Below are 22,644 nucleotides of genomic sequence, written 5' to 3' on the forward strand. Positions count from 1 at the left end.
GCTTCGCATACAACTCAGTTATGGTTGAATGATATCGCGCACAGCTGCCCGAGCCTCTGTAGCTCCCTCTGCGTCCAAAGCAACTGCAGCCGCCTGCTGACAAGTAGGCAAATCAACTGCAGCAAGCTGTGCGCCCACACCAGCAATGGCTGTTGAAGCTGCAGACAAAGACGATACTCCCAATCCAGTCAGCACACAGGCTAGCAGTGGGTCTGCAGCAGCCTCGCCGCAAACGCCTACTGCTGTATTTAATCGTTTTCCTTCTTTACACGTATGCTCGATCAAGCGAAGAACAGCAGGTTGCCACGGATCAGTAAGATAAGCCAACTGCGGTGACATACGATCAGCAGCCATAGTGTATTGAGTCAAATCATTTGTACCAATAGAGACAAAGTCAAGATGAGGCATAAGCTTATCCGCCATCAATGATGCCGCCGGTACCTCAATCATCGCACCAGCAATCAAATTTCGCTCAGCGCATAGACCTGCAAACCATTTCGCTTCACGTGCTGTAGCCACCATAGGAGCCATGACCCATGTTGGTGATTTTTCATCACGACCAAGTTCCCGCGCAGCCTGAGCAATAGCGTCAAGCTGACGTGTAAGCAATGGTTCATTTGCCCGAGCAACTCGAAGACCACGAACACCAAGTGCAGGATTGCTCTCATCAGCCATAGATGCAAAAGCTACCGGCTTATCAGAGCCAGCATCAAGCGAGCGAATAACCACCTTAGAATCAGGAAACTGCTCTAAAACTTTCTTATAAACTTCTGCCTGCTCATCGACGCTAGGCTCTTGTGTAGCACTCAAGAAACACATTTCTGTGCGGAATAGCCCAACACCTTCTGCCTGTGACTGTGTCGCAGCAATACGTGCTGCATTGCCATCCTGCACATTGGCAAGCAACTGCACCCGATGACCATCTTTAGTCTGCGCCGGTCCTCGCCATTGAGCAATACGCTCTGCAAGTAACTTTGATTCTTGTTGTGCCTGCCGCGCAACATCAGGATCAGCATCCAAAGTAACAGTACCTAAGGCACCATCAACTAAAACTGCTACATCAGTTTTAACATTACGTATTTTTTCGCCTGTAGCAACAATGCATGGAACATTAAGCTGTCGAGCAATGATTGCCGTATGACTGGTAGGGCCACCCAATTCGGTAACCAATCCAACAAAATACTTGGTGTCCAGTGCCGCAGTATCAGCAGGTGAGAGATCATCAGCAAAAAGAATAACTTCTTCATTCACACTCGGCAGACCTGGTTCTGCCTCACCACGTAATTGTGCAATTACTCGATCACGTATATCACGTAAATCTGTAGTGCGCTCCACCATGACTCCACCAGCAGCCTCGAACATACTGATGAACTTTGTTGTAGCAGCAACTACCGCATATTCTGCTGGGTGTCCCCCTTTGATACCTTTAGCAACTGTTTTGCGCCAACCACGATCATTGACCATACCGGCAGTTGCTTTGAGTACCTCTGCTGCGTCACCTTGAGCTTTTTGCGAGCGATCCGTCAGACGCTGCGCCACAATATCAGCAGCCTGTGTGAAGCGCTCTTGCTCTGTCTCTCGCTTATCTTCTGCTACTACTTCACCTGCTTGTGGCAGCTCTGGGCGCGGACTAATCCATACTGACTTAGCATATCGCACACCAGGTACGACTGCTGTACCTTTAATAACAGTGGTACTTGTCATAGAATCCAAAGTGGTTCACCTATCTCCACGGTAAAATTTCAGTTATCTCTACATCATCACAAAATACCCATCAATGCAACAAAACCAAACAAAAATTTCGGTAATCAAAAATAAATGGGCACAGACAAAAATCTGTATCGCTTTTCTTAAACATTCCAAGCATTCATGGCAAAAAACGTCTTATTTGCATACACTTGTACATGAGAATTGAGTTTGTTCGCAAGACTTCATAGATTTTAGTTTTTCATTAAGCTCTCTAACAATGTCTTAGCTCAAACTTCATCGCAAACGTATAACGAAAGGTTCTTTAACTATGGCTTCCAAAACTGTCGTCGTTGGTTCATCTGTTGGACTACACGCTCGCCCTGCGTCCATCATTGCAGAAGCGGCTGGCGAATATGATGAAGAAATTTTCCTCACTCTTGAAGGTGGAGAAGATGACGAAACCGATGCTGCTTCTTCCCTCATGATTATGGCTCTTGGTGCAGAAGCTGGCGACAAAGTCACTGTTACTTCTGAGAATGCTGAGGCAGTTGAAGCTATTGCCGCACTAATTGAAAAGGATCTTGATGCAGAGTAAAAACCACTAGCATCGGGAAAAGGGACAAAATCCTTAGGATTTTGTCCCTTAAGTTTTACTCTTTAATAAACTCTTGTAGCTCTTGCGCAAGTTCACGAGGAATACGCACATCAACTTCTGTTCCTTGAGCAGTGTATTGCTTTGATAGCACCGTGCCATACTCATGTAACCGTGAAATGACTTCACCTCGGGTAAAAGGAATCAGCATTTCTACATGTTGGTCTTGTGTATTAAGGAATAGCTCTACTCTAGCCTCTAGTTCAGCTATGCCCTCACCTGTATGTGCCGAGACGAAAATAACGTCGTCAAGCATATGCCGTAATTGAGCAAGGACAAGCGGATCTGCAGCATCAATTTTATTGACGACAACAATTTCTGCAGGTGCTTGCACATCGAGTTCTCGGACTATATCTCCGATAACGCTATTGACTGCTTCAATTTGTTTGAGAGGAAAAGGATCAGAGCCATCAACCACGTGCAAGACTAAATCAGCTTCAATAACTTCTTCCAAAGTCGAACGAAACGCCTCAACAAGCTGAGTGGGCAAATGCCGCACAAAACCTACTGTGTCGGTAAAAACCACGGTTCTGCCGTCGGCAAGCTCAGCACGACGTGTAGTGGGATCCAAAGTCGCAAAAAGTGCATTCTCGACAAGCACTCCGGCACCAGTCATGGCGTTGATCAGTGATGATTTACCTGCATTGGTATAGCCGGCAATAGCAATCTGTGGCACTGTCGATTGGCGACGACGAGTGCGTTTAATCTCACGAGCAGTTTTCATGCCAGCGATCTCTTTACGCAATTTTGCCATATCAGAACGCAATCGACGACGATCTGCCTCAATTTTTGTCTCGCCAGGACCACGCAAACCAACCCCGCCATTCGAGCCTGCACGACCACCTGCCTGACGGGACAGTGCACCACCCCAACCGCGAACACGAGTAATCAGATATTCCATCTGAGCAAGTGAAACTTGAGCTTTACCCTCTTTAGACTTTGCATGCTGAGCAAAAATATCCAGGATAAGCATTGTCCTATCGATTACCTTGACGTCGAGTGCTTTTTCCAGCGCAATCATTTGACCAGGTGAAAGCTCACCATCACAAATAACTGTATCCACCCCAGTATCAGCAACAATATCTTTGAGTTCTGCCACCTTACCTGACCCAATATATGTGCCTGGATCTGGCTTGTCTCGTTTTTGATAGAGCATTTCTACCACTTCTGAACCTGCCGTTTCAGCAAGAGCTGCCAGTTCCTGCATTGTGGCTTCAATTTCTGCAGTAGTCCCATCGGTCCATACACCGACAAGAATAACCCTTTCCAGACGCAATTTACGGTATTCAACGTCATATCCATCATCTTGGTCGGTAGCATGAATTTGCCCGCCCCTACTCAGACGACGCAAACTAGAACGTGCTTCAAGATCTAATTCACCAGTAGTCGGTATGGGACGATGACTCATATTTTCATAAGAGTCAACTAAAGACTGCGACTCAACAAATTCTAAAGATTGTTCTGGCGCATTCTCTGCTTCAAGCAATCTATACGATTGCTCAGCTGTATTGTGATGATCGGAAAAAACCTCTTCTAATAATTGCTCTGTTTCTTGAGGATTTAATGTTTTTTTCTGCACGTTATAATTATTTTTTTTCATCTAAAAATACTTAAATTATTTCTTTCATTACTTTTATTCTTTAGCTACAAATATATCCTAGTTACTCCTGAGCATATTCCCAGTTTTATTAGTGCTTTTCCATGAGGAAACTTGTAGCACTCGGTGAGTTTTCTTCTTCTGTTCAATCGGCGTACACTTTTCTTCCATGAGCAATGACTTGGCAAGTTTCGGAATGGTATTCGACAATTGGCAGCACGCCGTTGAAGCAGCAATAGCCACAAATCAACTCAGTGTTACTGGTGAAGTACGCGGTGGCCAGCTTGTACAATATACCGATGCTTCTGGTGCTCAGATCAACATTCTTGCAGTAGAACCCTTTGCGGCTTTCGCTGGATTTGAGGCGCTTACTGTCTCTTTTGCTCATGTCACCATGCTCAATGTTGTTCTTGCTCTGTGCGAGATTATTGGCTACGACGAAAAACCAATCACACAACTAACTTGCAACCTTTCTCAGGGACCATTACTCGTAGATGAGCCCGAACAGCGTTGGCAGCAAATTGGACTGACTGCTCTTGCACATGAAATAGAAATTTTTTCTTCCGAAACTGAGTTCTTGGCTTCCTACCCAGATGCGTTAACGCATGAGTTTCATTCCCTTGGTACCGCAGCCATTGGTGATGGTTCCGCCACCCCTAATGCCGAAGCTACTTTTAGCGCGAAGGTTCTTGAAGCAGAATATCGAACCAATAGTTTAACTGGTCAGCGTTTTATCCGCGCCACTGTCGACGGTTCTTTTGCCTTTGATCTCTGCTTTGCTGGAGATCAGGAATTACCAAAGAAAGGTGCTATTATCCGTGGTAGTGCTACTCTGGTTGGTTCTCTTATTGCACCTCAAGGCTGTGGCGGCGCTTGCCAAGCTGGTGGCTGTGGTTGTGGCGGCACTGATAACTCATTGCGATAAAGCAATAGTGCACCAGCATTCTCCCACCGTTACCCCACCAGTCAAAGCTACTTGCTGCAAATTACGATAAACTTGAAATACTATGCCGGAGTTTTCTTCTATACCACCTAAGCATCACAACCAATGGAGGCTTTTGATCTTCATCATCCTGTGTTGTGTTCTTTTGGTGTACCTACTAAAAACCGCCGGACTAATCATTGCAATAATAATCGGAATTGGGGCGTTTATTAGCTGGTATTATCGACCCAATTATCAAGAAGTTACCACTCTGCGAGCTTCCATCTTGTTATCCGTCGAAGATATCCAAGAAGTACTGAATCAATACCAGAAATTTTCTTTCGGAAATGACGCAGATTCCATTGCAGATCGCACTTTATACCGACCAGAGCTGATCAATAAGAATTCACGTGTCTCAGCGATTTCCGCTTTTCATGATCTATATTCCGCAAGCGAAAACTTTATCTCACGCGTACACGTAAAACTAGAAGAAGATCTTGACGCAGCTCAACTAAAATCTTTGCTCTATATCACCGATCGTCGAGCGCAAGAACTGCAGCAAGCATGGATTATGGCTAGACAAGCTGCTCTAACGCTAAACGAAGAATGATATTTTCTTTCCACTACCCCCATCGTGATAGGAGCTTGACTTTCACGATTAAGCATTTTATGTTTTTATAGACAAAATTAATCCAAGGGGGATATCAACTATGCAATCACTCATTAAAGATGAAAACTCCATCATTTTTGTTCGCAAACAGAAAGGAATTATAAATGGATTAGAAATCCTTAATACTGGAATACGCAGTGGACAATTACTGCGTCTAGGGCGAGGCAGCTTCATCCCAGCGCACCATTATCATTCTCTCAATGAATTAGAGCAATACACCGTGTGGATCAAAGCAGTTGCTGCAGACTATGCGCAGTATGCAATGGTCGGAAATTCAGCAGCAATCCTGCATAACCTATGGTTTCATAACTCCCGTCCTTTTCGAGTAGAAATACATAGACGGACAACTCTTTTTAGAAAGAGAACCACTGCCCCACTGCATTTGTACAACGTCCGCGTTACCCCAGATGAAATAGAAGTCCTGGAAGGGGTTAAAGTCACTAACATTGCAAGAACGATCCTCGATATTTTCCGTATTCATGACGCTCATTCTGCATTTGTTACACTGAGCCATGCACTAGCTACCAATCGAGTAACATTGGCTGAATTAGAACAGGCAGCCAACCAATGCACCTGGCTTGATCATCTCCATGAATATGACCAACTCATAAAAGAAATACGCTATCCTTTTGCGACCAAAGAAGAAGCGTTGGCCTATAGCCATGCTCACATCGAGCTAGAGGAAAAATTCTTCTAAAAATAGCTCTGCAAGCACGAGCATCAGCCATTCTCTGGCAAATAGTCGCTATGCTCCCAGGCATAGCGCGCCAAAATAAGTCTTTTTGACATAGATGAATGCTTTGTCGGACGCAAAACCCCTCTGTCTTCAAGGGTTTTATACAGATGATTAATTTTTGTTTCGATTTTTTTCCTTGACCATCCGAGCTTATCTTCAAGTTCCTCAACAGAAGGAGCATCAGACCAGTCAGCACCAGAATCATAGAAGCGGGATCTCAATGCAATGAGCAGTTCTATCTGCTCATCACGCATCTTTATATTGCCGTCCATAGTTTCGGCACCAGTTATTTCCGTTGATTGCGGTTGCGCAAATTGAGGTTTATCCAAAACTAAGTTGAAATGAAATTCATAGTTCCTTTCTCTAGTAGAAAAAGTAACTGCAGAACCACCGAGCGGGACAGGATAAATGGCGCCACTTCCCATTGTCAGACCAGCATAAACCCTTTTTGTGCGAGGTCGTACCATAACAGGGATTTTTGTCCCCACATTTTTCATATACCAAGTGTTATCTTCATACCAGAAGCGCATGAGTTCACGGTGAAGAAATTGATCATCCTCACCGATGCGGAATGTTCCACCCCGCCCAACAGTAACTACTGTGTCTTGTGGTGGAGTAAAAAACTCTTTTTTGCCCAATAAATCATCAAAATACAATCGCGGCGGCAATGATTGTGCACGCGATTGCTCAGAAGAAATATTTAGCTGCATAGTGGTATGTTCATCCTTTTTTGACTGGAATCGGTTCCATAAACGAGCACTGCAAAACGAGACTTGTCTTTTTCCGGCAATAAAGTGAAATAATGATTATCACCTTCAACACGCTCTACCGACGTTATTGTGCATAGCCCATTAGAAAGCGTTTCCTTGTCTTCATCTTGTATATCATCCACACCGATTATGTCATTACGTATCGCAGAATCAGAAAAATCAGCAATCACATATGACAATCCCTCATCATTATGGCACGCTATGCGAGCTTTCTCCTTATCCTGTGGCTGTTCTAATTCACACTTCGCGTTCTCCCACCCTGGTTTACCAGGTGCTTGAGATACAAGCCCAGGAAAAGCCTGTGCAATGTTAGCTGCTTCTGCCTCCCATTTGTCTTGGAAAAACGTCGTATAGCAGAATAATCCAGCAGCAACAAGAGCAACTACAAGTAATCCGACAAGGGAAAAGAGAAGAGGTTTATTCTTTTTCTTCTCTACCCTGTATGCACCACTATCTGCTGTATTTTCACTCGCCGCCTCATAGAAACGAGTATCATCACTGCGGTTCTGGGAAATGAATCTCCCAGAAAGCGCTTGGATAAAATCAGTAGCTGTTGTAAATCTTTCTTGCGGATCATTATGTAATGCCTTCTGGAGTACATACCCAATATCACTATGCCGTGACACATTAGCAGGAGACAACAATCCCAAAAGATTCGCCGGTAGTCGTCTTCCATGCGGAGTTGTCCATGCGTGCCTATTGACTAACGACTCCAAAGAGTGCAAAGTTAGCATCTCAAAAGCAATGAGCGCAAAAGAATAATTATCAGTATTTTTTGTTTCCTCCTGATAGCTAGCGGTGTCATATAATTCTGGCGCGATATAACACCGAGTACCAATCACTGAATCAAAAGAAGTAATTTTTGTGCTCTCAGTTGTTTTACTAATCCCAAAATCAACCAACACTGCCCCGGAGTAATCTTTAGGAACCATGATATTTGCAGGCTTAATATCACGGTGAATAACCTCTGGTTGGCGACTATGCAGATAATCAAGCGCCTCTGCAATGGGAGCGAGAAGCTGACATACTTCTTCTACAGTAAACGGTATATGCTTGTTTTTTCGATCATTAATATATTTTTCTAGTGGAACACCATCAATATATTCCATGACAAAATATGCATCACCGCGATCAGTAACACCTGAATCATAAATACTCACAATATGCTGGTGTTTCAGACCCGATAAAATCTGCATTTCACTACGGAAACGATTATCATCAGCTCGGGTACGGCCAATGCTATCGCCTAAGACTTTAATTGCCACAGTACGGCTGAGGTTGGGATCCCACGCTTTATAGACTGTTCCCATACCACCGCGACCAATACACTCAAGCCCATTTAGTTTTTCATGCTCCTGAATGTAGTCCACAATATAGTCATGGCGTGTCACTCCACCCCACAACTCATTTTTACTCGCCCCGAGCGATGCGTCAGGATCAAGAGTGGGTTCAGAACTTATATCTGCTGATACAGGAGCAGAATGGGCTTCGTCGAAAGAATTATTGTGGGTATTTTCGCTCATTTTCTCCTGCTCAATGTCTCTATACCGTCTATATATCTATTAAAACTAAATACGTAGTTTCTTGTAATTAACTAAAACCTACTATTCCCATTCATACCGAGCAACCTTACGAGTATTTTTACTCATATTCTTCCTATCGGCTTTTAAGATATTTTTTTAACATTTATCCTCAGTTGCAGGCGCAAAAGTTATGATTCCACATTTTGCCCAGCACCATACCTCTCTAGTATTTGAGGAACAACATGCACTATGACCTATACAAAAAATTAAAAATAGATCCTTCACTGTCTTGCACAGCAATTAATGATCTTCTTAGCCAACGCTTGCAGTCTGCGTACGACGAAGGGCAAGATATTAATGATCCGGAAGTAGATATGCTTACCACCTCTATTAACATCTTATCTTCTGCTTATCGACGAAAAATCTACGATTCCAGACTGCACGATACGAGGGATTATGTTGATGTACCAGAGCTACGTCGTATAGCTGTATTGGATAAGGATAATAATAACCACACTAACCAGCACAAATGAAACATGAATAGTTGTTTTGTTTCAGTATCTTCGTTACCATTTCTAATGGCTAAGTTTGATTTTTCCAAGAATCAACTGATGTACTTTAAGGAGAAAAATGCCAAAACATATAGATCTATATGCAGAGCTAAATCTTGATAAATCTGCTACTCAGGAGCACATCTCCAGTGCTGTTGAGCAAGCAAAAACCCATGTTCCTGATTGGGATATAGAAAAGAAAGAACTTGTCACGCTTGCAGAAGCGATCCTCCTTGACAGCACAAAGAAAGTTCAATACGACCGAGTGCTCGCACAAGATCCTGCAATACGCGCAATTTCTATACAGGATTTACAAGAATTAGCACAAATGCCAGGTAATAATTCTCCTCAGCAGCAGGAAGAAACCGTACAACCTTATTACGGACAAACCCAATACCACTCTCGCGCGCCACAGGAACAACCAGCTGCCGCACAAGAACCTGCTGCTCCAGCTTATGGAGCACCACAACAGAGTGCCCAGCCTCAAACCCACATTCCATATGGCTCTCAAGCAGCACCTCAACAAAATTTCCAGCAGGCACACCACAATGCTTTCCAAGGTGCTCCAGGTGCTCAGAACCCTCAAGGACCTAATGCTTTCGATCAAGCTGCACAGCAAGCAGCACAGCTTGGAGCAACAGCAAAAGACTCTTTTAATAAAGCAAGCACATCTGTCAAAAATGCTACGCTACAAGCACTAGGGTTCTTGCCATTACTCATCGGCTCTCTACTATTCCTCGTATTGAACTTCTTTAATTGGCGAGTGTCTACCTATAGTGATTCCGATAGCTTCGCAGGGGAAGTAAAAATTGGTGTCAGTGGCTTTGGCGTTATCGGATACAGTATGCCAAGTAAACTGGCTAAATACATGGAAATCAGCGCCTCTGATTCAATGTGGCAACTAACCCCTACAGTTGTTCTAGTACCACTTGTAGCCGTTGCTTTGCTCATTTTTGCTGCACTATCTTTTAATAAAGCAAAAACCCAACGCCTAGGTGGTTTCTTAGCTCTACTAGGATCAATCATTTCCCTATACTGGGTCACTTTGGGTGCAACTTCCCTATCTAGCCTATTTACCGAGATGTCCGATTTGCTCGAATCCGAAGAAGCAGCATCTGGTTTCCTCGATCTTTTCCATTCTATGGGCGACGTAAAACCAACTCTCTTCTATTGGCTAGCTGTATTAGTAGTGCTTGCACTCACTGGGCTAAGCGTTATCTTGTTCCTACGTTCCACCAAGGAAGAACCATCCATGCTGCCAGCACCTGCGCAATCACCGCAACCAGCTCAACCATGGACAGGTACCCCAAATAGCAACAACCCGCAGCAACAGTAGTTACAACAGATACAAAGAAGGTAGAGAACAATAATGACTACACCTCAACAGCCATCACAACCATATGGCTACCAACAACAGCAACCTACACCAGCGCAACCATACTCTGTTCCCTCCGCAACTGAGATAAGAAATAAAGTATCTTCTTTCTCTAATGCCCAAATTTTTAGCATCAGTATGATTGTGCTTACCCTCATTTTGTGGGGACTGCGTACTCTTTCTTGGGTTAACGCAAAGAGTACCGAAATAGACAATAAAGGTATTCGACTCCATGGAAACGGCAAGTTCGTTGCCTATGAAGAAAAAAGCACAGTATATAGCTTCTCCTTAAAAATGATTGCTAGCTACACTGCAGTGCTGCTGATCTTAATGTTGGTATCAGCTGGACTTGCCTTTTCTAAAGCACATCTCAATCGTGCGCTTCGCCTAGGTGGTATCAGCATCATTACCTACTTCGTCCTCAGTATTCTCACATATCTAGTTTCTTTCTCCATACCAGGAGCAATAGCGAAACTATCCGATGAAGATCCAGAAGTCGTCAAAGAACAAGTTAGCTTCGTTCCAGGAATTGGACTCATACTGACCTGGCTTGTACTGGTGCTTATCATCGCCGCTGCCGTATATTTCCTTAACCAAAGCAAAAAGGCAGCACAGGCTTCTGCAGCGTTCACCCCTGATGGACAACCTTGGATGCAACAACCACAGCAAAGTTATCCACAGCAGCCTAATGGAAATAATCAAGGATATATTCCACCTCATTCTCCACAAGCCTAACGCTTGAGTTATATCTAGCGATATAGAAAACATGATAAGTAGCAAGAGCATTATTCATGCTTTTGCTACTTTATTTCATTGCTCACATCGGTATATTAATGATTATCTCTACAAGTGATGGAAAAGATTAAGGATAAGAATGCGCTCTCACACTCTAAAAACCGCAAGCATACTCACACTATGTGCACTAGCTTTAAGCGCGTGTTCTACAGATATTCTCTCTCGACCCACTACCACTACCCCAGCACCTGCTTTTACAGTCATCGAACAAAGCGATACTGAACAGCACGATAGCGAAACTCAGCTCGACGACGAAGAAGAAAATAATGAACCAGTAACACCTGAAAATGGTGATGATAGTCAAGCAATAGCATCCCCTTCCCCACAACGTACCACATCATCTGGTTCTTCTTGCCCTGATACTGCTACTGGCAGCACTATACTAGCCCGAGCTGTTGCTGAGACACTGCCAGGATCACAAGACGGATGGTCTTGGGACGTTCAGGGAGCAGATACTTCTACTTATGATCCGTGCGCAACATTATCGTGGATAGTAGTGGGAGTACGCAATGTACCAGAAAATCAAGCACCGTATCACATCACGCTATATAAAAATGGAAAATATCTCGGTACTGCTACATTCGAGCCTTATCCTTATTACCCACAAGTCCAGCGCACAAGCGATCGCTCAATCTCTGTAACCTATTCTTGGGACTCTGGTAAGAGCTACGCCTCCTTTACCTGGAGTAATACACAAGAAAAAATTGTTATGGAAGGCGATGTACCACCGAGTAACTAACGCCTCATCTACTGGACAGGAATCTGTAGTTCCCCTACAGCAACTAACTGCGAAGGACCACGCAAAATAGCAGATTCCGGTGTGATTGTTACTGTGACAACACCACCTGGAATAATAATTTCTACTACGCCTGTGGTCTTTCCTTCATATTCAAGTGCAGCACACGCTGCTGCAACTGTACCAGTGCCACAGCTTCGAGTTTCACCTACACCACGTTCATATACACGCATATGCGCTTGATTGCTATACATTGGTGTCAACAACTCTACATTGACTCCCTGGGGGAAAAAGTCTTGATCGTACTCAGGCATGGTGAGTCGAAAATCTCTGAGTTTTTGCTCATCAAACTCTGGCACTACTGCAGCTAAATGTGGATTACCAACGTCAATTCCTACACCGTGGAAAATCTGCCCGTCGACGGTACACGAAGTTTTTCCAAGAAGTCTAGGCTGCCCCATATCTACGCTAATATCAGCGCTCTTATCATCATAGTGATGAACAGTAACACTGCGCACACCTGCCCTTGTGATTACGCGAAAAGAATTTTCCTGCACTAATCCCTGAGCACGTATCCAATGGGCAAAAACTCTTACACCGTTACCACACATTTCTGCTGTAGAACCGTCAGCATTGTAGTAATCCATGAACCAATCATCTTCTTGTGCGCCTTGAGGAATATGATCAATCACACCTGCTGCTAGAAGAGCTCCAGCAGTAGATACTCTTAGTAGTCCATCCCCGCCAATGCCTGCACGTCGATCGCATATGGCAGTGATTGTTTGTGCCTCAAGCTGCAATTGTGCATGATGATCTGGCACGATAACGAAATCGTTTTCTGTACCGTGCCCTTTAGCGAATTGATGTTTCATAACTGTGTAATTCCTTTTACCGCTTTTATTTGCTGTTCCAAGCCGATAGACGCATCTATCCAATGGATACGTTTGTCCCGATTAAACCAACTTCGTTGTCGACGTACATAACGCCGTGTACCAGTAATTGTTCTTTCTTTTACTTCGTCCCAAGACATATGTCCTGCAAACCCAGCCAAAACCTGCGCATATCCAATTGCTCTACCTGCAGTTGAATCCGCAACTAATCCATTATGCTCACATAAATGAGCAACTTCTTCAATAAAACCATTCTCGAACATCATCTCAGTACGCTGTTCAATACGAGGATTAAGCCATTGGGATGTAGTGCGTAACCCAATCAACTGTGTGTTCCATCGTGGTGGCGCAGATTTGGGTGGCTGACTTGCTTGAAAGGGTTTACCGGTAAGCTCAATTACCTCTAAGGCGCGCACAGTACGGCGTGGATCTTTATCTTCAATAATACGAGCAGCAGCCGGATCTACCTGAGCTAAATAAGAATGCAATGCATCAATACCCAACTGTTCTAGTTCTTGCTCCCACTTCTTTCTCACCACAGCATCAGTGGGTGGAAACTGCCAATCGTCAATAAGCGATTGAACATAGAGCATGGAACCACCAACCATAATTGGTATCTTCCCACGAGCCATAATAGCCTGCACATCTGCTATCGCCGCTTGCTGATATTGTGCAACCGACGCAGTTTGGGTCACCTCCCACACATCTAACTGATGATGTGGAATACCACAACGCTGTTCGACGGGTACCTTTGCAGTACCAATGTCCATCCCTCGATACAGCTGCATGGAATCAACATTGACTATTTCTCCATCTAATTGTTGAGCTAGTGCAATCGCTAAAGCTGATTTTCCTGAAGCCGTTGCGCCAACGATAGCAAGTGGTCGAATCGTCATCATATGAGTTGTACCATCCTTAGCTATTCCTATGCTCTACACTGCCATAATGCACAATAACGCCCTACGCCGAGGGAATCGTCGACAGCGAATACAGATGCTTGGGTCACCTTACCTGATTGCAGAAAAGTAGCCAGTTCTACCCAAGGTTGTGGCTCTACCACCCCTCGCGTGCTCAACCATGCACTAAGATTTTCCATATTAGTTGCATACGGCGGTAACTTTCCCGAACAAATCTCTTGGCACAGTTGATGCGCCTGCCAACTACCGGCAACTTCTGATAAAGGAGCCTGAGCATTAAGACCGGCACTGCCGTCGGCAAGCACAATGGTCAATACATTCTGTGCTTTGCCATATGATTCATATGACAAATGTTCCGTAACTGTGCAAATGCGATGCTGATACGTAACACCAATGAGATAACGAGCAACTAATTCTGGTAGATAATTTCCTGCCGCTACATTGACACTCGACGCTCCCCAGGCTTGGAAACTACCTGTTAGCTTTGTATAGTCACGGTTGTTTTTAGGAAACACTAACTCAATATGTTCTACATAAGCAGAGCATAATTCATGAATAGTTTCGGTTATTTTTTCCTGTAGTTGCCGCGAAGGCTGATGTGCAGGCGCTAATTCACGAATAAGCGCTGGACTTGAAGGAATGATAAGTAAGTAATGCACAGATCCCACTTCTGATTCTATTTTCTTTCCACATTCTACACCTATGGGGCTGTTTCCCTACTGCTTTATCCCCCTTTAGCTAACACAATTACCATTTTCACGGTATCTTTTTGATAGAGGTCTTCATTCCTCTGTTGCAATAACTTATGGCAGTCGCGTCGCGTGACACATCTAGAGAAAAGGAATACTAACCATGACTCCTTCCATCCCGAAACCAGGACCAAAGCCAGGTGCACATATAAAACCTTCTGCGCTCGCACGTCCAAATAGTAGTCGTCCTGCTGTTCATGCTTCCACAGATGATCCGCAAAAATGGGGTCGCGTCGATGAACAAGGACAAGTATTCCTGATACTCGACAATGAGGAGCGGCTCATTGGCTCCTGGCAAGCAGGAACTCCAGAGGAAGGACTTGCCCACTACGCAGCACGCTTTGATGATCTCAACACAGAAGTTGAGCTCCTCGAATCTCGGCTTAACAATCACCCACAGGAATCAGCACATATTAAAGAAAAAGCACAAGAAATCTATGAAAAACTAGATTCTGCTGCAGTTATCGGCGATCTTAATAATGTAAAAAGCCGAGTAAAAACTATTATTGATTCCGCAGATAGCGTCGGAGAACAAGCAAAGCAGCAACAACAGCGTCGCCGTCAGGAAGCGATCGCGCAAAAAGAAGCGCTGATTGCCGAGGCAGAAGAACTTGCTCAGAATTCTACAGACTGGAAAAATGCTGGCGATCGTATCCGAGACATTCTCGAAGAATGGAAAACGATCCGCGGAATTGACCGAAAAACGAACGACGAGCTATGGCGACGCTACTCACGAGCACGTGATGCTTTTAACCGACGTCGTGGCGCACATTTCGCAGAACTTGATCGTGGACGTGCTGCTGCACGCAAGGCAAAAGAGGAAATTGTAGAAAAGGCACAGCAACTAGAAAACTCTACCGACTGGAACGAAACTGCAGATAAATTCCGTCAGCTCATGGCAGAGTGGAAAAAAGCTGGACGTGCCCCTCGTGATGTTGATGACAAACTATGGGCAGCATTTAAGAGTGCTCAGGATCATTTCTTTGCAGCACGTAATGCTAAGAATGATGAGCGCGACCGTGAATTTGCTGAGAATGCCTCAGCCAAAGAAAAACTGTTGCAAGAGTATGACGCACTCATAGATCCACAGACCGATATCAATGCAGCACGCACTCATTTGCAAAAGCTCCAGGAACAGTGGGATAGCATTGGTTTTGTACCACGTAATCGTGTTCGCGAATTTGAGGAAAAAATCTCTGCTCTCGAAGCACGAGTGAGTGAAGCAGAAAAAGCTCAGTGGCGCCGAACCGATCCTGAGACTCAAGCGCGTGTCGCACAGTTCACTGCCAAGGTTGAGCAATTGACTAAACAAGCCCAAACAGCAGAAGAAAAGGGTAATGACAAAAAAGCTGCTGAGCTACGAGCACAAGCTGCTCAGTGGCAAGAATGGGCAGATGCAGCTAATAAAGCAGTAAATGAGCTTTAATGCCAACTAGGCTACACTGCTCTCACTGCAATATCTTTGTTTTCCCGCTGATGTGGTAAAGCAAAACTCCTACAGCTATCAAATACTGTAGGAGTATTTTTATTTATCCTTGACTGATCCTCGCTTGTTCATCGTTATCCATCACTATTCGTCCGAAAACGCTGCATTGCTTGCTGCCTACGATCATCAACAAATAATGGATTAGTTTCTGGTGTATTGTGCTGACGGCTGACCAATGCTGAACGCTGTGCATAAGCTACTTCATCAAGCTCCTCATGCTGAGCACGCTGAATTGCCAATGCGCGTTGTTTCTCACTTTTTGCAAAAATTACACGACACAATGCGTATACCGAAACAACAACTGCACTTACTTCCAAATAAAACCCCATACCTATACCTGATAATCCAAGGTTCTCGGCATTTTGCAATCTAAGCCACAAAGCAAAAAGTGAAATGATCAATGCGATACCAGAAAGCAGAAAACTGATATTTGCAAAGATAGTACGCTGAGTCAGAACAAGAGCACTATTGATAATTACTACAGCGACGCTACCGAGCCAAACAAAAAGGTACTCAGTAATTTTCACTTGCACCGATAGTGCATTTTGAGAATGGAACAACACATCATAGCCATGCGCTTTTCCACTATGCGGTAGCAATAACCCAATAAGAAAAACACAGCAGCACAGCATCAGCACTATGCGTATTCGACCAAGTTCTATGTGACTAGCGGCTTCTTTTTCTTTTTCAGCTAGTGTTTTTTGCACATCAGCATGAGAAGTATGAGGCATATTAAGTTTCCTATTCACATCTGCATATACACGCTCGTTACTATCGACACGCCATATGCACTATCACTTAGTCTTCAGGATTGATTCTTAGCAATTGCATGAGCTACAACCCTGAGCATTGTCAGGAAATTCCTTTTTCGGCGCACCAATTTTTGGCAATCCCAATCCTACTCCTACAGGTTGCGTAGTTGGTACTTGACCAGCTTCGCTCATGTCACCAGCTTTGGTACGACGATGTTCCAATACACCCTCATCAGCAATGAGAAAGTGCGGTCTACCATCAGTAATTTCGACCCGAACAATATCACCAGCACGAATGTTTCCATCGATATTGCCCTGTGGCATGAAATGCACCAATCTACCATCACGAGCTCTACCAGTCATACGATTGATACCGCTATTCTTTTTAGTCGTCAAAGCGTGAACCAATACTTCTGCCTGGGTACCAACTAATTTTGCGTTTTCTTCCCAGCTAATTTTTTCCTGAAGCGCAAGCAAACGTTCGTAACGATCTTGGACTATTTCCTTAGGAATCTGCTGATCATATTCTGCAGCCGGAGTACCAGGACGAGGACTGTATTGGAAAGTATATGCACTGCTGAACCGAGCTTTTGCCACAACGTCGAGAGTATCTTGAAAATCCTGCTCAGTTTCACCAGGAAAACCGACAATAATGTCTGTGGTAATTGCTGCATGAGGAATTTTTGCGCGTACTTCATCAAGAATCGCTAAGAATTTCTTGGAGCGATAGGAGCGACGCATCTCTTTGAGCACCTTATCTGAACCAGATTGCAATGGCATATGCAGTTGTGGACATATATTAGGCGTCTGTGCCATAGCGTCGATAACATCAGAAGTAAACTCTGCAGGATGCGGACTGGTAAACCTTAAACGCTCCAGCCCTTCAATATCACCACAAGCACGTAATAGCTTAGAAAAGGCAGAACGATCTCGTTCAATATCAGGATCGGCAAAATTAACGCCATAAGAATTAACATTTTGTCCAAGCAAGGTTACTTCGGTTACCCCCTGCTCCACTAAGGCCTTTACCTCAGCCAAAATATCACCTGGGCGTCGATCGACTTCTTTACCTCGCAATGAGGGAACAATACAAAAAGTACAAGTATTGTTACAGCCCACAGAAACTGATACCCAACCTGCATAGGAGGATTCACGTTTAGCTGGTAGCACAGATGGAAACTGCTCTAGCGAATCGACGATTTCTACTTCTGCTTTTTTATTATGTGCCGCTCGATCCAGCAGCGCAGGCAATGAACCAATGTTATGGGTACCAAAAACCACATCAACCCACGGCGCTTTTTTCACTACAGTTTCTTTATCTTTTTGCGCCAAACAACCGCCCACTGCTATCTGCATACCGGGGTGCTGTGCCTTAACTGAACGTAGCTGCCCCAAAGTTCCGTATAAGCGCAGGTCTGCATTCTCGCGTACCGCACAAGTATTAAATACAACAAGATCAGGTTCAGTATCTTGTGCAGGAATATATCCTGCATCTTCTAATAATCCCGATAGACGCTCTGAATCATGAACATTCATCTGACATCCAAAAGTACGCACTTCATAGGTGCGTTGTTTATTGGTATATGAGTCTTGTTGCATTTTTTCTTTACGTTCACTTTGGGGTTGTAACACGACCGATAAGTCTAATCCCCTTTGCTCTGTTTCTAAAAATTTCCTCTCACCATAATTTCTATACTATTATAGTTATACCCTACTTTTTACCCCTACCAACCATTTATCAACTGCGATTATTCAACTTTCTTTCTAAAACTATGTTCCCGACAAATAATTAAAGGTAGTTTTTTACTCATGGCAGAACACACAAGACCCACAGAAAGAGACAAAGACAACTTTAAGCAAGAAAAAGTGCCAATGATCTCATTAAAAGGTGTCAATAAATACTTTGATACGTTCCATGCGCTCAAAGATATCAACCTTGATATTGAACCTGGACAAGTCGTTGTTGTACTTGGCCCATCTGGATCAGGGAAATCAACACTATGCCGTACCATCAATCGTCTAGAAACCATTGAAGAAGGACACATCACTATTAATGGCGTTGCCCTTCCCGAAGAAGGAAAAGCACTAGCTCAGCTGAGATCTGACGTGGGAATGGTGTTCCAACAATTCAATTTATTTCCCCACCTCACAATTAAAGACAACATCACCCTCGCCCCCATCAAGGTGCGCAAACTCAGCAAAACCGAAGCCGATTCTTTAGCAATGGAGCTGTTGGAACGCGTCGGAATCGCGCAGCAAGCTGATAAATATCCAGCACAATTATCCGGTGGACAACAGCAGCGCGTTGCTATTGCACGAGCATTAGCCATGAAACCAAAAATTATGCTTTTCGACGAACCGACATCGGCATTAGATCCAGAAATGGTTAATGAAGTACTCGATGTCATGGGTGACCTTGCACAAGAAGGAATGACCATGCTGTGTGTCACACACGAAATGGGTTTCGCACGCAAGGCAGCCGATCGAATTATTTTCATGGCTGACGGAGCAATACTTGAAGACAGCGATCCAGAATCATTCTTCAACAATCCACAAACAGAACGAGCAAAAGATTTTCTCGGCAAAATCCTTGCTCATTAAGCAACCGACAACACTACCAATTAACCAATTACCAAGGAGAAACAATGTTTACAGATATCAAGACCAAAACATTCGCCTTTGCCGCTAGCAGCATCCTTGCAATGCTCAGCCTCAGCGCTTGTGGCGGTTCAACAGAAGAAGCAGATCTACTCGCTCACCTTGAATCAGGAAAAGTAACAATTGGTACTAAATATGATCAACCTGGTTTGGCGATCAAAAACCCAGATGGTTCCATGTCTGGTTTCGACGTTGATCTAGCAACCTATATCGTCAATCACATTGCTGAAGAAAAAGGCTGGAAAGCACCAGAAATCACCTGGAAAGAAGCACCATCTGCACAGCGCGAAACTCTTATCCAAAATGGTGAAGTCGATTTAATTGCCGCAACCTATTCCATCAACAGTTCCCGTGCTGAAAGCATCAATTTTGGTGGGCCTTATCTACTAACCCACCAAGCACTACTTGTACGTTCTGATGATACTTCTATCAGTTCCCTCGACGACCTCGGCAATGGAAAAATCCTATGCTCGGTAACAGGTTCTACCCCTGCGCAGAAAGTAAAAGAAGCAATGCCTGGTGTGCAACTTCAAGAATACGACACCTATTCCTCCTGCGTTGAAGCATTGCGCCAGGGAAATATCGATGCGTTGACTACCGACGCCACCATTCTCAATGGATACTCTGAGCAGGATAAAGGAAAATTCCGGGTGGTTAACCTTGAAAAAGATAACCAACCTTTTACCAATGAATACTACGGAGTTGGCTTAGCGAAAGATGATCAAGAGGCAACTGATGCAGTCAATGCTGCATTGAAGGACTTCTATGAATCAGGAGAATTCGACAAAGTAAAGGAAAAGAACCTTGGCGCTGCAGAAGCCGTAAGCAAAACGGAAATAGGTGATTTCTCTTTCTTAGATGAAAAATAACTCACTCGTTGTGTTACCAAATTTTTCGCGGCTAAGTCTTTGGGAGATTAGAACATGGATGCCATGTGGCAACAATTAGGACCAGCTGTCGTACCAGCTTTTTGGATCACCATAAAGCTCACGGTTTTTAGTGCAGTTGGAGCGCTTATTTTAGGCACGATACTCACAGCAATGAGAGTATCCCCTCTAGGGGTACTTCGCTTTATTGCTGGCGCGTATATCAATACGGTGCGCAACACACCATTAACTCTTATCGTGTTGTTCTGTTCCTTTGGGTTGTATCAAACTTTGGGCATACAATTAGCCAACAAAAATAGTCCGACTTTCCTTGCCGATAACAACTTCCGCTTAGCAGTGCTAGGTTTTACTCTCTACACTGCTGCTTTTGTTGCAGAGTGCTTACGCAGCGGTATCAATACTGTTGGTTTGGGGCAAGCTGAAGCTGCACGTTCTTTGGGGCTGAGTTTTGGTCAAACATTCCGCAGTATTATTTTGCCGCAAGCAATGCGCGCTGCCATTGTTCCTTTGGGCAATACATTCATTGCACTTACCAAAAACACCACTATTGCTTCGGTAATTGGTGTAGCAGAAGCATCTTTGCTTATGAAATCTGTTATCGAAAATCATGCACACCAGCTGTGGATCATCTTTGGTGTTTTTGCTCTTGGTTTCATAATTCTTACTTTGCTCACGAGTGCTGCCACGCACTATTTATCTCATAAATTGGCGGTGAAAAAATGAGTGCTTCTGCAACAATCCTCTATGATGCTCCAGGTCCTCTAACGAGAAAACGTAATAGAGTTTATACAGCTATTACGACGATTATCTTCGTTGCACTTCTTGCATGGATTGGGTTTGCTCTCTGGGATAATGGACAGCTCGATAGCGAAAAGTGGTTACCTTTTACCCAAAACACTACCTGGGAAACCTACTTACTTCCTGGGCTTATCGGTACCTTAAAATCAGCTTTTTTATCTATTCTCTTTGCTGTTTTACTTGGTATTGTTCTCGGACTTGGCAGGTTAGCGCAATCTCGAATTGTCCGAGTGCTCTGTGCAGTTATTGTTGAGTTCTTTCGAGCTATACCGGTACTCTTGCTCATCATTTTCAGCTATCAAGTGCTCGCGCTCTACAAAATTGTTCCTCCCAAAGAACTAGCTTTTACTGCAGTAGTATTTGGCTTAACTATGTACAATGGCTCCGTCATAGCTGAGATTCTTCGCTCAGGTATTGAGACACTACCGCGAGGTCAAACCGAGGCAGCGCTAGCACTGGGATTATCGTATCCGTTTACACTTTCTCGGGTGTTGTTACCACAAGCAGTAATAGCAATGCTACCTGCACTTATTTCTCAAGCAGTAATTGCCTTAAAAGATTCAGCATTGGGCTATCAGATTGGTTATATAGAAATTGTGCGGCAAGGTATCCAATCGTCAGCAGTCAACAAGAATTATTTAGCGTCACTGATAATTGTTGCCATTATTATGATTCTAATTAACTATGCACTCAGCTTCTTAGCGCGCAGCATAGAACAAAAGCTACGTACACGACGTAAAAGCAGCATAGCTGCTAAATAGCCACACAATAATGCTCCCGTTAGCATTATAACCTTGAATATTTTTCTATCGTGCTCGGGATTGCTCAAAGGCTTAGCACATAAATGCGGTTAGCCTTTGAGTTTTATTATGCCCGAGCACTGGATTCTTTTAGTTCTTCGATCCGTTCTTCTAGTGCTTGTTGCGCCATCGTATGACTTATCGAATAACTAAAACCACGCCTAGCCAGCATTCCCATAATCGAACGCATATTCTTGATGTACTGGGCGTTGTTCACAGGGATATCTGTTATTTTCTCTGCTTTCTTAGCAGCGATCTTTTTCGCAGTCTCGTGTTCTGTGTTCTCATCAATTTGTGATAATGCTTCTTGCCGTAACGCTGCGTCTATACCTTTTTCTTTTAGTTCTCTGCCAAGAACATATTTAGATTTGCCACGCATCTGATGACGTTGCCGTACCCACTCATAAGCAAAGTTTTTGTCATCAATTAGTTTACTTTGGACGAAGTCTTCCAAGAGCGAAGCTATGATTTCAGGCGCAAAACCTAAGGAACATAATTTTTGTTCAAGTTCATAATGAGAACGCTGCCGCTGCTCAATGAGCAATAATGCACGCCTACGAGCCTGAGTCTTTTGTGCTTTTTCTTCTTCGCACACGCTTTGTGGTTGAGCATTATACTCCGCAATCATCTGACGCAATTTTTCGATATGCGCTAAACGATCATCTCTGCTATTCACTATTCCCCTCAACCT

The 22,644-nt window shown here is 44.0% G+C and carries 23 protein-coding genes; 13 read left to right on the top strand and 10 right to left on the bottom strand.

The annotated features are described in order from the left end of the window. Positions 1 to 18 precede the first annotated feature (18 nt). Positions 19 to 1,704 carry a phosphoenolpyruvate--protein phosphotransferase gene (ptsP, locus tag EML15_RS01230; RefSeq protein WP_144273031.1) on the bottom strand — a complete coding sequence of 562 codons (1,686 nt, stop codon included), beginning with the start codon at positions 1,702 to 1,704 and terminating at the stop codon, positions 19 to 21. A 313-nt stretch (positions 1,705 to 2,017) separates the two neighbouring features. On the opposite strand from ptsP, the gene EML15_RS01235 reads away from it, so the two are divergent. Continuing rightward, a complete protein-coding gene (locus EML15_RS01235; protein WP_144273032.1) occupies positions 2,018 to 2,284 on the top strand; it encodes an HPr family phosphocarrier protein in 267 nt (88 codons plus the stop codon). A 55-nt stretch (positions 2,285 to 2,339) separates the two neighbouring features. On the opposite strand, the gene hflX is transcribed toward EML15_RS01235, so the two are convergent. Beyond that, a complete protein-coding gene (gene hflX, locus EML15_RS01240; RefSeq protein WP_144273033.1) occupies positions 2,340 to 3,941 on the bottom strand; it encodes a GTPase HflX in 1,602 nt (533 codons plus the stop codon). A gap of 166 nt (positions 3,942 to 4,107) precedes the next feature. On the opposite strand from hflX, the gene EML15_RS01245 reads away from it, so the two are divergent. From EML15_RS01245 to EML15_RS01255, 3 genes are all read left to right on the top strand, one after another. Further along, the gene (locus EML15_RS01245; RefSeq protein ID WP_144273034.1) at positions 4,108 to 4,863 is read left to right on the top strand and encodes a hypothetical protein; all 756 of its coding nucleotides are present in this window, start codon (positions 4,108 to 4,110) and stop codon (positions 4,861 to 4,863) included. Between the two features lie 82 nt (positions 4,864 to 4,945). Then, entirely contained in the window at positions 4,946 to 5,470 is a 525-nt protein-coding gene (locus tag EML15_RS01250; protein WP_144273035.1) for a hypothetical protein, read from the top strand. Positions 5,471 to 5,570: 100 nt separating this feature from the next. Then, positions 5,571 to 6,227, top strand: coding sequence for a hypothetical protein (locus EML15_RS01255; RefSeq protein WP_144273036.1), 657 nt, complete (start codon positions 5,571 to 5,573; stop codon positions 6,225 to 6,227). A gap of 23 nt (positions 6,228 to 6,250) precedes the next feature. On the opposite strand, the gene EML15_RS01260 is transcribed toward EML15_RS01255, so the two are convergent. Next, positions 6,251 to 6,976 (bottom strand): hypothetical protein, encoded by a 726-nt coding sequence (locus tag EML15_RS01260; RefSeq protein WP_144273037.1) that lies wholly within the window; start codon positions 6,974 to 6,976, stop codon positions 6,251 to 6,253. Further along, positions 6,967 to 8,559 carry a serine/threonine-protein kinase gene (locus EML15_RS01265; RefSeq protein WP_144273038.1) on the bottom strand — a complete coding sequence of 531 codons (1,593 nt, stop codon included), beginning with the start codon at positions 8,557 to 8,559 and terminating at the stop codon, positions 6,967 to 6,969. The genes EML15_RS01260 and EML15_RS01265 overlap by 10 nt, the downstream gene beginning before the upstream one ends. A 242-nt stretch (positions 8,560 to 8,801) precedes the next feature. Between EML15_RS01265 and EML15_RS01270 the strand changes: the two genes are divergently transcribed. From EML15_RS01270 to EML15_RS01285, 4 genes are all read left to right on the top strand, one after another. Further along, on the top strand, positions 8,802 to 9,092 hold the full coding sequence (locus EML15_RS01270; RefSeq protein ID WP_144273039.1) for a hypothetical protein: 291 nt from the start codon (positions 8,802 to 8,804) through the stop codon (positions 9,090 to 9,092). A gap of 97 nt (positions 9,093 to 9,189) precedes the next feature. Continuing rightward, complete coding sequence (locus EML15_RS01275; protein WP_144273040.1) at positions 9,190 to 10,446, top strand: hypothetical protein; 1,257 nt, start codon at positions 9,190 to 9,192, stop codon at positions 10,444 to 10,446. Positions 10,447 to 10,479: 33 nt separating this feature from the next. Beyond that, the gene (locus EML15_RS01280) at positions 10,480 to 11,220 is read left to right on the top strand and encodes a hypothetical protein (RefSeq protein ID WP_144273041.1); all 741 of its coding nucleotides are present in this window, start codon (positions 10,480 to 10,482) and stop codon (positions 11,218 to 11,220) included. A gap of 139 nt (positions 11,221 to 11,359) precedes the next feature. Then, positions 11,360 to 12,019 (top strand): LppP/LprE family lipoprotein, encoded by a 660-nt coding sequence (locus EML15_RS01285; protein ID WP_144273042.1) that lies wholly within the window; start codon positions 11,360 to 11,362, stop codon positions 12,017 to 12,019. A gap of 8 nt (positions 12,020 to 12,027) precedes the next feature. Here EML15_RS01285 and dapF read toward each other — a convergent pair whose 3' ends face one another. The 3 genes from dapF to EML15_RS01300 are packed head-to-tail and all read right to left on the bottom strand — an operon-like array spanning position 12,028 to position 14,491. Next, the gene (dapF, locus tag EML15_RS01290) at positions 12,028 to 12,888 is read right to left on the bottom strand and encodes a diaminopimelate epimerase (RefSeq protein ID WP_144273043.1); all 861 of its coding nucleotides are present in this window, start codon (positions 12,886 to 12,888) and stop codon (positions 12,028 to 12,030) included. After that, complete coding sequence (miaA, locus tag EML15_RS01295; RefSeq protein WP_144273044.1) at positions 12,885 to 13,805, bottom strand: tRNA (adenosine(37)-N6)-dimethylallyltransferase MiaA; 921 nt, start codon at positions 13,803 to 13,805, stop codon at positions 12,885 to 12,887. The genes dapF and miaA overlap by 4 nt, the downstream gene beginning before the upstream one ends. A 26-nt stretch (positions 13,806 to 13,831) precedes the next feature. After that, positions 13,832 to 14,491 (bottom strand): hypothetical protein, encoded by a 660-nt coding sequence (locus EML15_RS01300; protein ID WP_144273045.1) that lies wholly within the window; start codon positions 14,489 to 14,491, stop codon positions 13,832 to 13,834. A 184-nt stretch (positions 14,492 to 14,675) separates the two neighbouring features. Between EML15_RS01300 and EML15_RS01305 the strand changes: the two genes are divergently transcribed. Further along, positions 14,676 to 15,998, top strand: coding sequence for a DUF349 domain-containing protein (locus EML15_RS01305; protein WP_144273046.1), 1,323 nt, complete (start codon positions 14,676 to 14,678; stop codon positions 15,996 to 15,998). 134 nt (positions 15,999 to 16,132) lie between these two features. Here the strand turns inward: EML15_RS01305 and EML15_RS01310 are convergent, their stop codons facing one another. Further along, positions 16,133 to 16,789: a hypothetical protein gene (locus EML15_RS01310; RefSeq protein ID WP_144273047.1), complete on the bottom strand. Its 657-nt coding sequence runs from the start codon at positions 16,787 to 16,789 to the stop codon at positions 16,133 to 16,135. An 87-nt stretch (positions 16,790 to 16,876) separates the two neighbouring features. Next, positions 16,877 to 18,409: a tRNA (N6-isopentenyl adenosine(37)-C2)-methylthiotransferase MiaB gene (miaB, locus tag EML15_RS01315; RefSeq protein ID WP_144273441.1), complete on the bottom strand. Its 1,533-nt coding sequence runs from the start codon at positions 18,407 to 18,409 to the stop codon at positions 16,877 to 16,879. A 273-nt stretch (positions 18,410 to 18,682) separates the two neighbouring features. Here miaB and gluA point away from each other — a divergent pair, with 273 nt between their 5' ends. Genes gluA through EML15_RS01335 form a run of 4 tightly spaced genes read left to right on the top strand, consistent with a single transcriptional unit; the run spans position 18,683 to position 21,914 of the window. Next, positions 18,683 to 19,411: a glutamate ABC transporter ATP-binding protein GluA gene (gene gluA / locus EML15_RS01320; RefSeq protein ID WP_144273442.1), complete on the top strand. Its 729-nt coding sequence runs from the start codon at positions 18,683 to 18,685 to the stop codon at positions 19,409 to 19,411. Between the two features lie 44 nt (positions 19,412 to 19,455). Further along, the gene (locus tag EML15_RS01325; protein WP_144273048.1) at positions 19,456 to 20,337 is read left to right on the top strand and encodes a glutamate ABC transporter substrate-binding protein; all 882 of its coding nucleotides are present in this window, start codon (positions 19,456 to 19,458) and stop codon (positions 20,335 to 20,337) included. A 54-nt stretch (positions 20,338 to 20,391) separates the two neighbouring features. Further along, positions 20,392 to 21,078: an amino acid ABC transporter permease gene (locus EML15_RS01330; protein WP_144273049.1), complete on the top strand. Its 687-nt coding sequence runs from the start codon at positions 20,392 to 20,394 to the stop codon at positions 21,076 to 21,078. Next, positions 21,075 to 21,914, top strand: coding sequence for an amino acid ABC transporter permease (locus EML15_RS01335; protein WP_144273050.1), 840 nt, complete (start codon positions 21,075 to 21,077; stop codon positions 21,912 to 21,914). Before EML15_RS01330 ends, EML15_RS01335 begins: the two co-directional genes overlap by 4 nt. Positions 21,915 to 22,020: 106 nt before the next feature. Here EML15_RS01335 and EML15_RS01340 read toward each other — a convergent pair whose 3' ends face one another. After that, positions 22,021 to 22,629, bottom strand: coding sequence for a regulatory protein RecX (locus EML15_RS01340; RefSeq protein ID WP_144273051.1), 609 nt, complete (start codon positions 22,627 to 22,629; stop codon positions 22,021 to 22,023). Positions 22,630 to 22,644 lie beyond the last annotated feature (15 nt).

This window comes from Corynebacterium sp. sy017, from assembly GCF_017918135.1.
Classification (GTDB): Bacteria; Actinomycetota; Actinomycetes; order Mycobacteriales; family Mycobacteriaceae; genus Corynebacterium.

Coding starts and splice junctions, on each gene's coding strand:
- ptsP (WP_144273031.1), bottom strand. CDS start 1,704: ATGACAAGTACCACTGTTATTAAAGGTACAGCAGTCGTACCTGGTGTG.
- EML15_RS01235 (WP_144273032.1), top strand. CDS start 2,018: ATGGCTTCCAAAACTGTCGTCGTTGGTTCATCTGTTGGACTACACGCT.
- hflX (WP_144273033.1), bottom strand. CDS start 3,941: ATGAAAAAAAATAATTATAACGTGCAGAAAAAAACATTAAATCCTCAA.
- EML15_RS01245 (WP_144273034.1), top strand. CDS start 4,108: ATGAGCAATGACTTGGCAAGTTTCGGAATGGTATTCGACAATTGGCAG.
- EML15_RS01250 (WP_144273035.1), top strand. CDS start 4,946: ATGCCGGAGTTTTCTTCTATACCACCTAAGCATCACAACCAATGGAGG.
- EML15_RS01255 (WP_144273036.1), top strand. CDS start 5,571: ATGCAATCACTCATTAAAGATGAAAACTCCATCATTTTTGTTCGCAAA.
- EML15_RS01260 (WP_144273037.1), bottom strand. CDS start 6,976: ATGCAGCTAAATATTTCTTCTGAGCAATCGCGTGCACAATCATTGCCG.
- EML15_RS01265 (WP_144273038.1), bottom strand. CDS start 8,559: ATGAGCGAAAATACCCACAATAATTCTTTCGACGAAGCCCATTCTGCT.
- EML15_RS01270 (WP_144273039.1), top strand. CDS start 8,802: ATGCACTATGACCTATACAAAAAATTAAAAATAGATCCTTCACTGTCT.
- EML15_RS01275 (WP_144273040.1), top strand. CDS start 9,190: ATGCCAAAACATATAGATCTATATGCAGAGCTAAATCTTGATAAATCT.
- EML15_RS01280 (WP_144273041.1), top strand. CDS start 10,480: ATGACTACACCTCAACAGCCATCACAACCATATGGCTACCAACAACAG.
- EML15_RS01285 (WP_144273042.1), top strand. CDS start 11,360: ATGCGCTCTCACACTCTAAAAACCGCAAGCATACTCACACTATGTGCA.
- dapF (WP_144273043.1), bottom strand. CDS start 12,888: ATGAAACATCAATTCGCTAAAGGGCACGGTACAGAAAACGATTTCGTT.
- miaA (WP_144273044.1), bottom strand. CDS start 13,805: ATGATGACGATTCGACCACTTGCTATCGTTGGCGCAACGGCTTCAGGA.
- EML15_RS01305 (WP_144273046.1), top strand. CDS start 14,676: ATGACTCCTTCCATCCCGAAACCAGGACCAAAGCCAGGTGCACATATA.
- EML15_RS01310 (WP_144273047.1), bottom strand. CDS start 16,789: ATGCCTCATACTTCTCATGCTGATGTGCAAAAAACACTAGCTGAAAAA.
- miaB (WP_144273441.1), bottom strand. CDS start 18,409: ATGCAACAAGACTCATATACCAATAAACAACGCACCTATGAAGTGCGT.
- gluA (WP_144273442.1), top strand. CDS start 18,683: ATGATCTCATTAAAAGGTGTCAATAAATACTTTGATACGTTCCATGCG.
- EML15_RS01325 (WP_144273048.1), top strand. CDS start 19,456: ATGTTTACAGATATCAAGACCAAAACATTCGCCTTTGCCGCTAGCAGC.
- EML15_RS01330 (WP_144273049.1), top strand. CDS start 20,392: ATGGATGCCATGTGGCAACAATTAGGACCAGCTGTCGTACCAGCTTTT.
- EML15_RS01335 (WP_144273050.1), top strand. CDS start 21,075: ATGAGTGCTTCTGCAACAATCCTCTATGATGCTCCAGGTCCTCTAACG.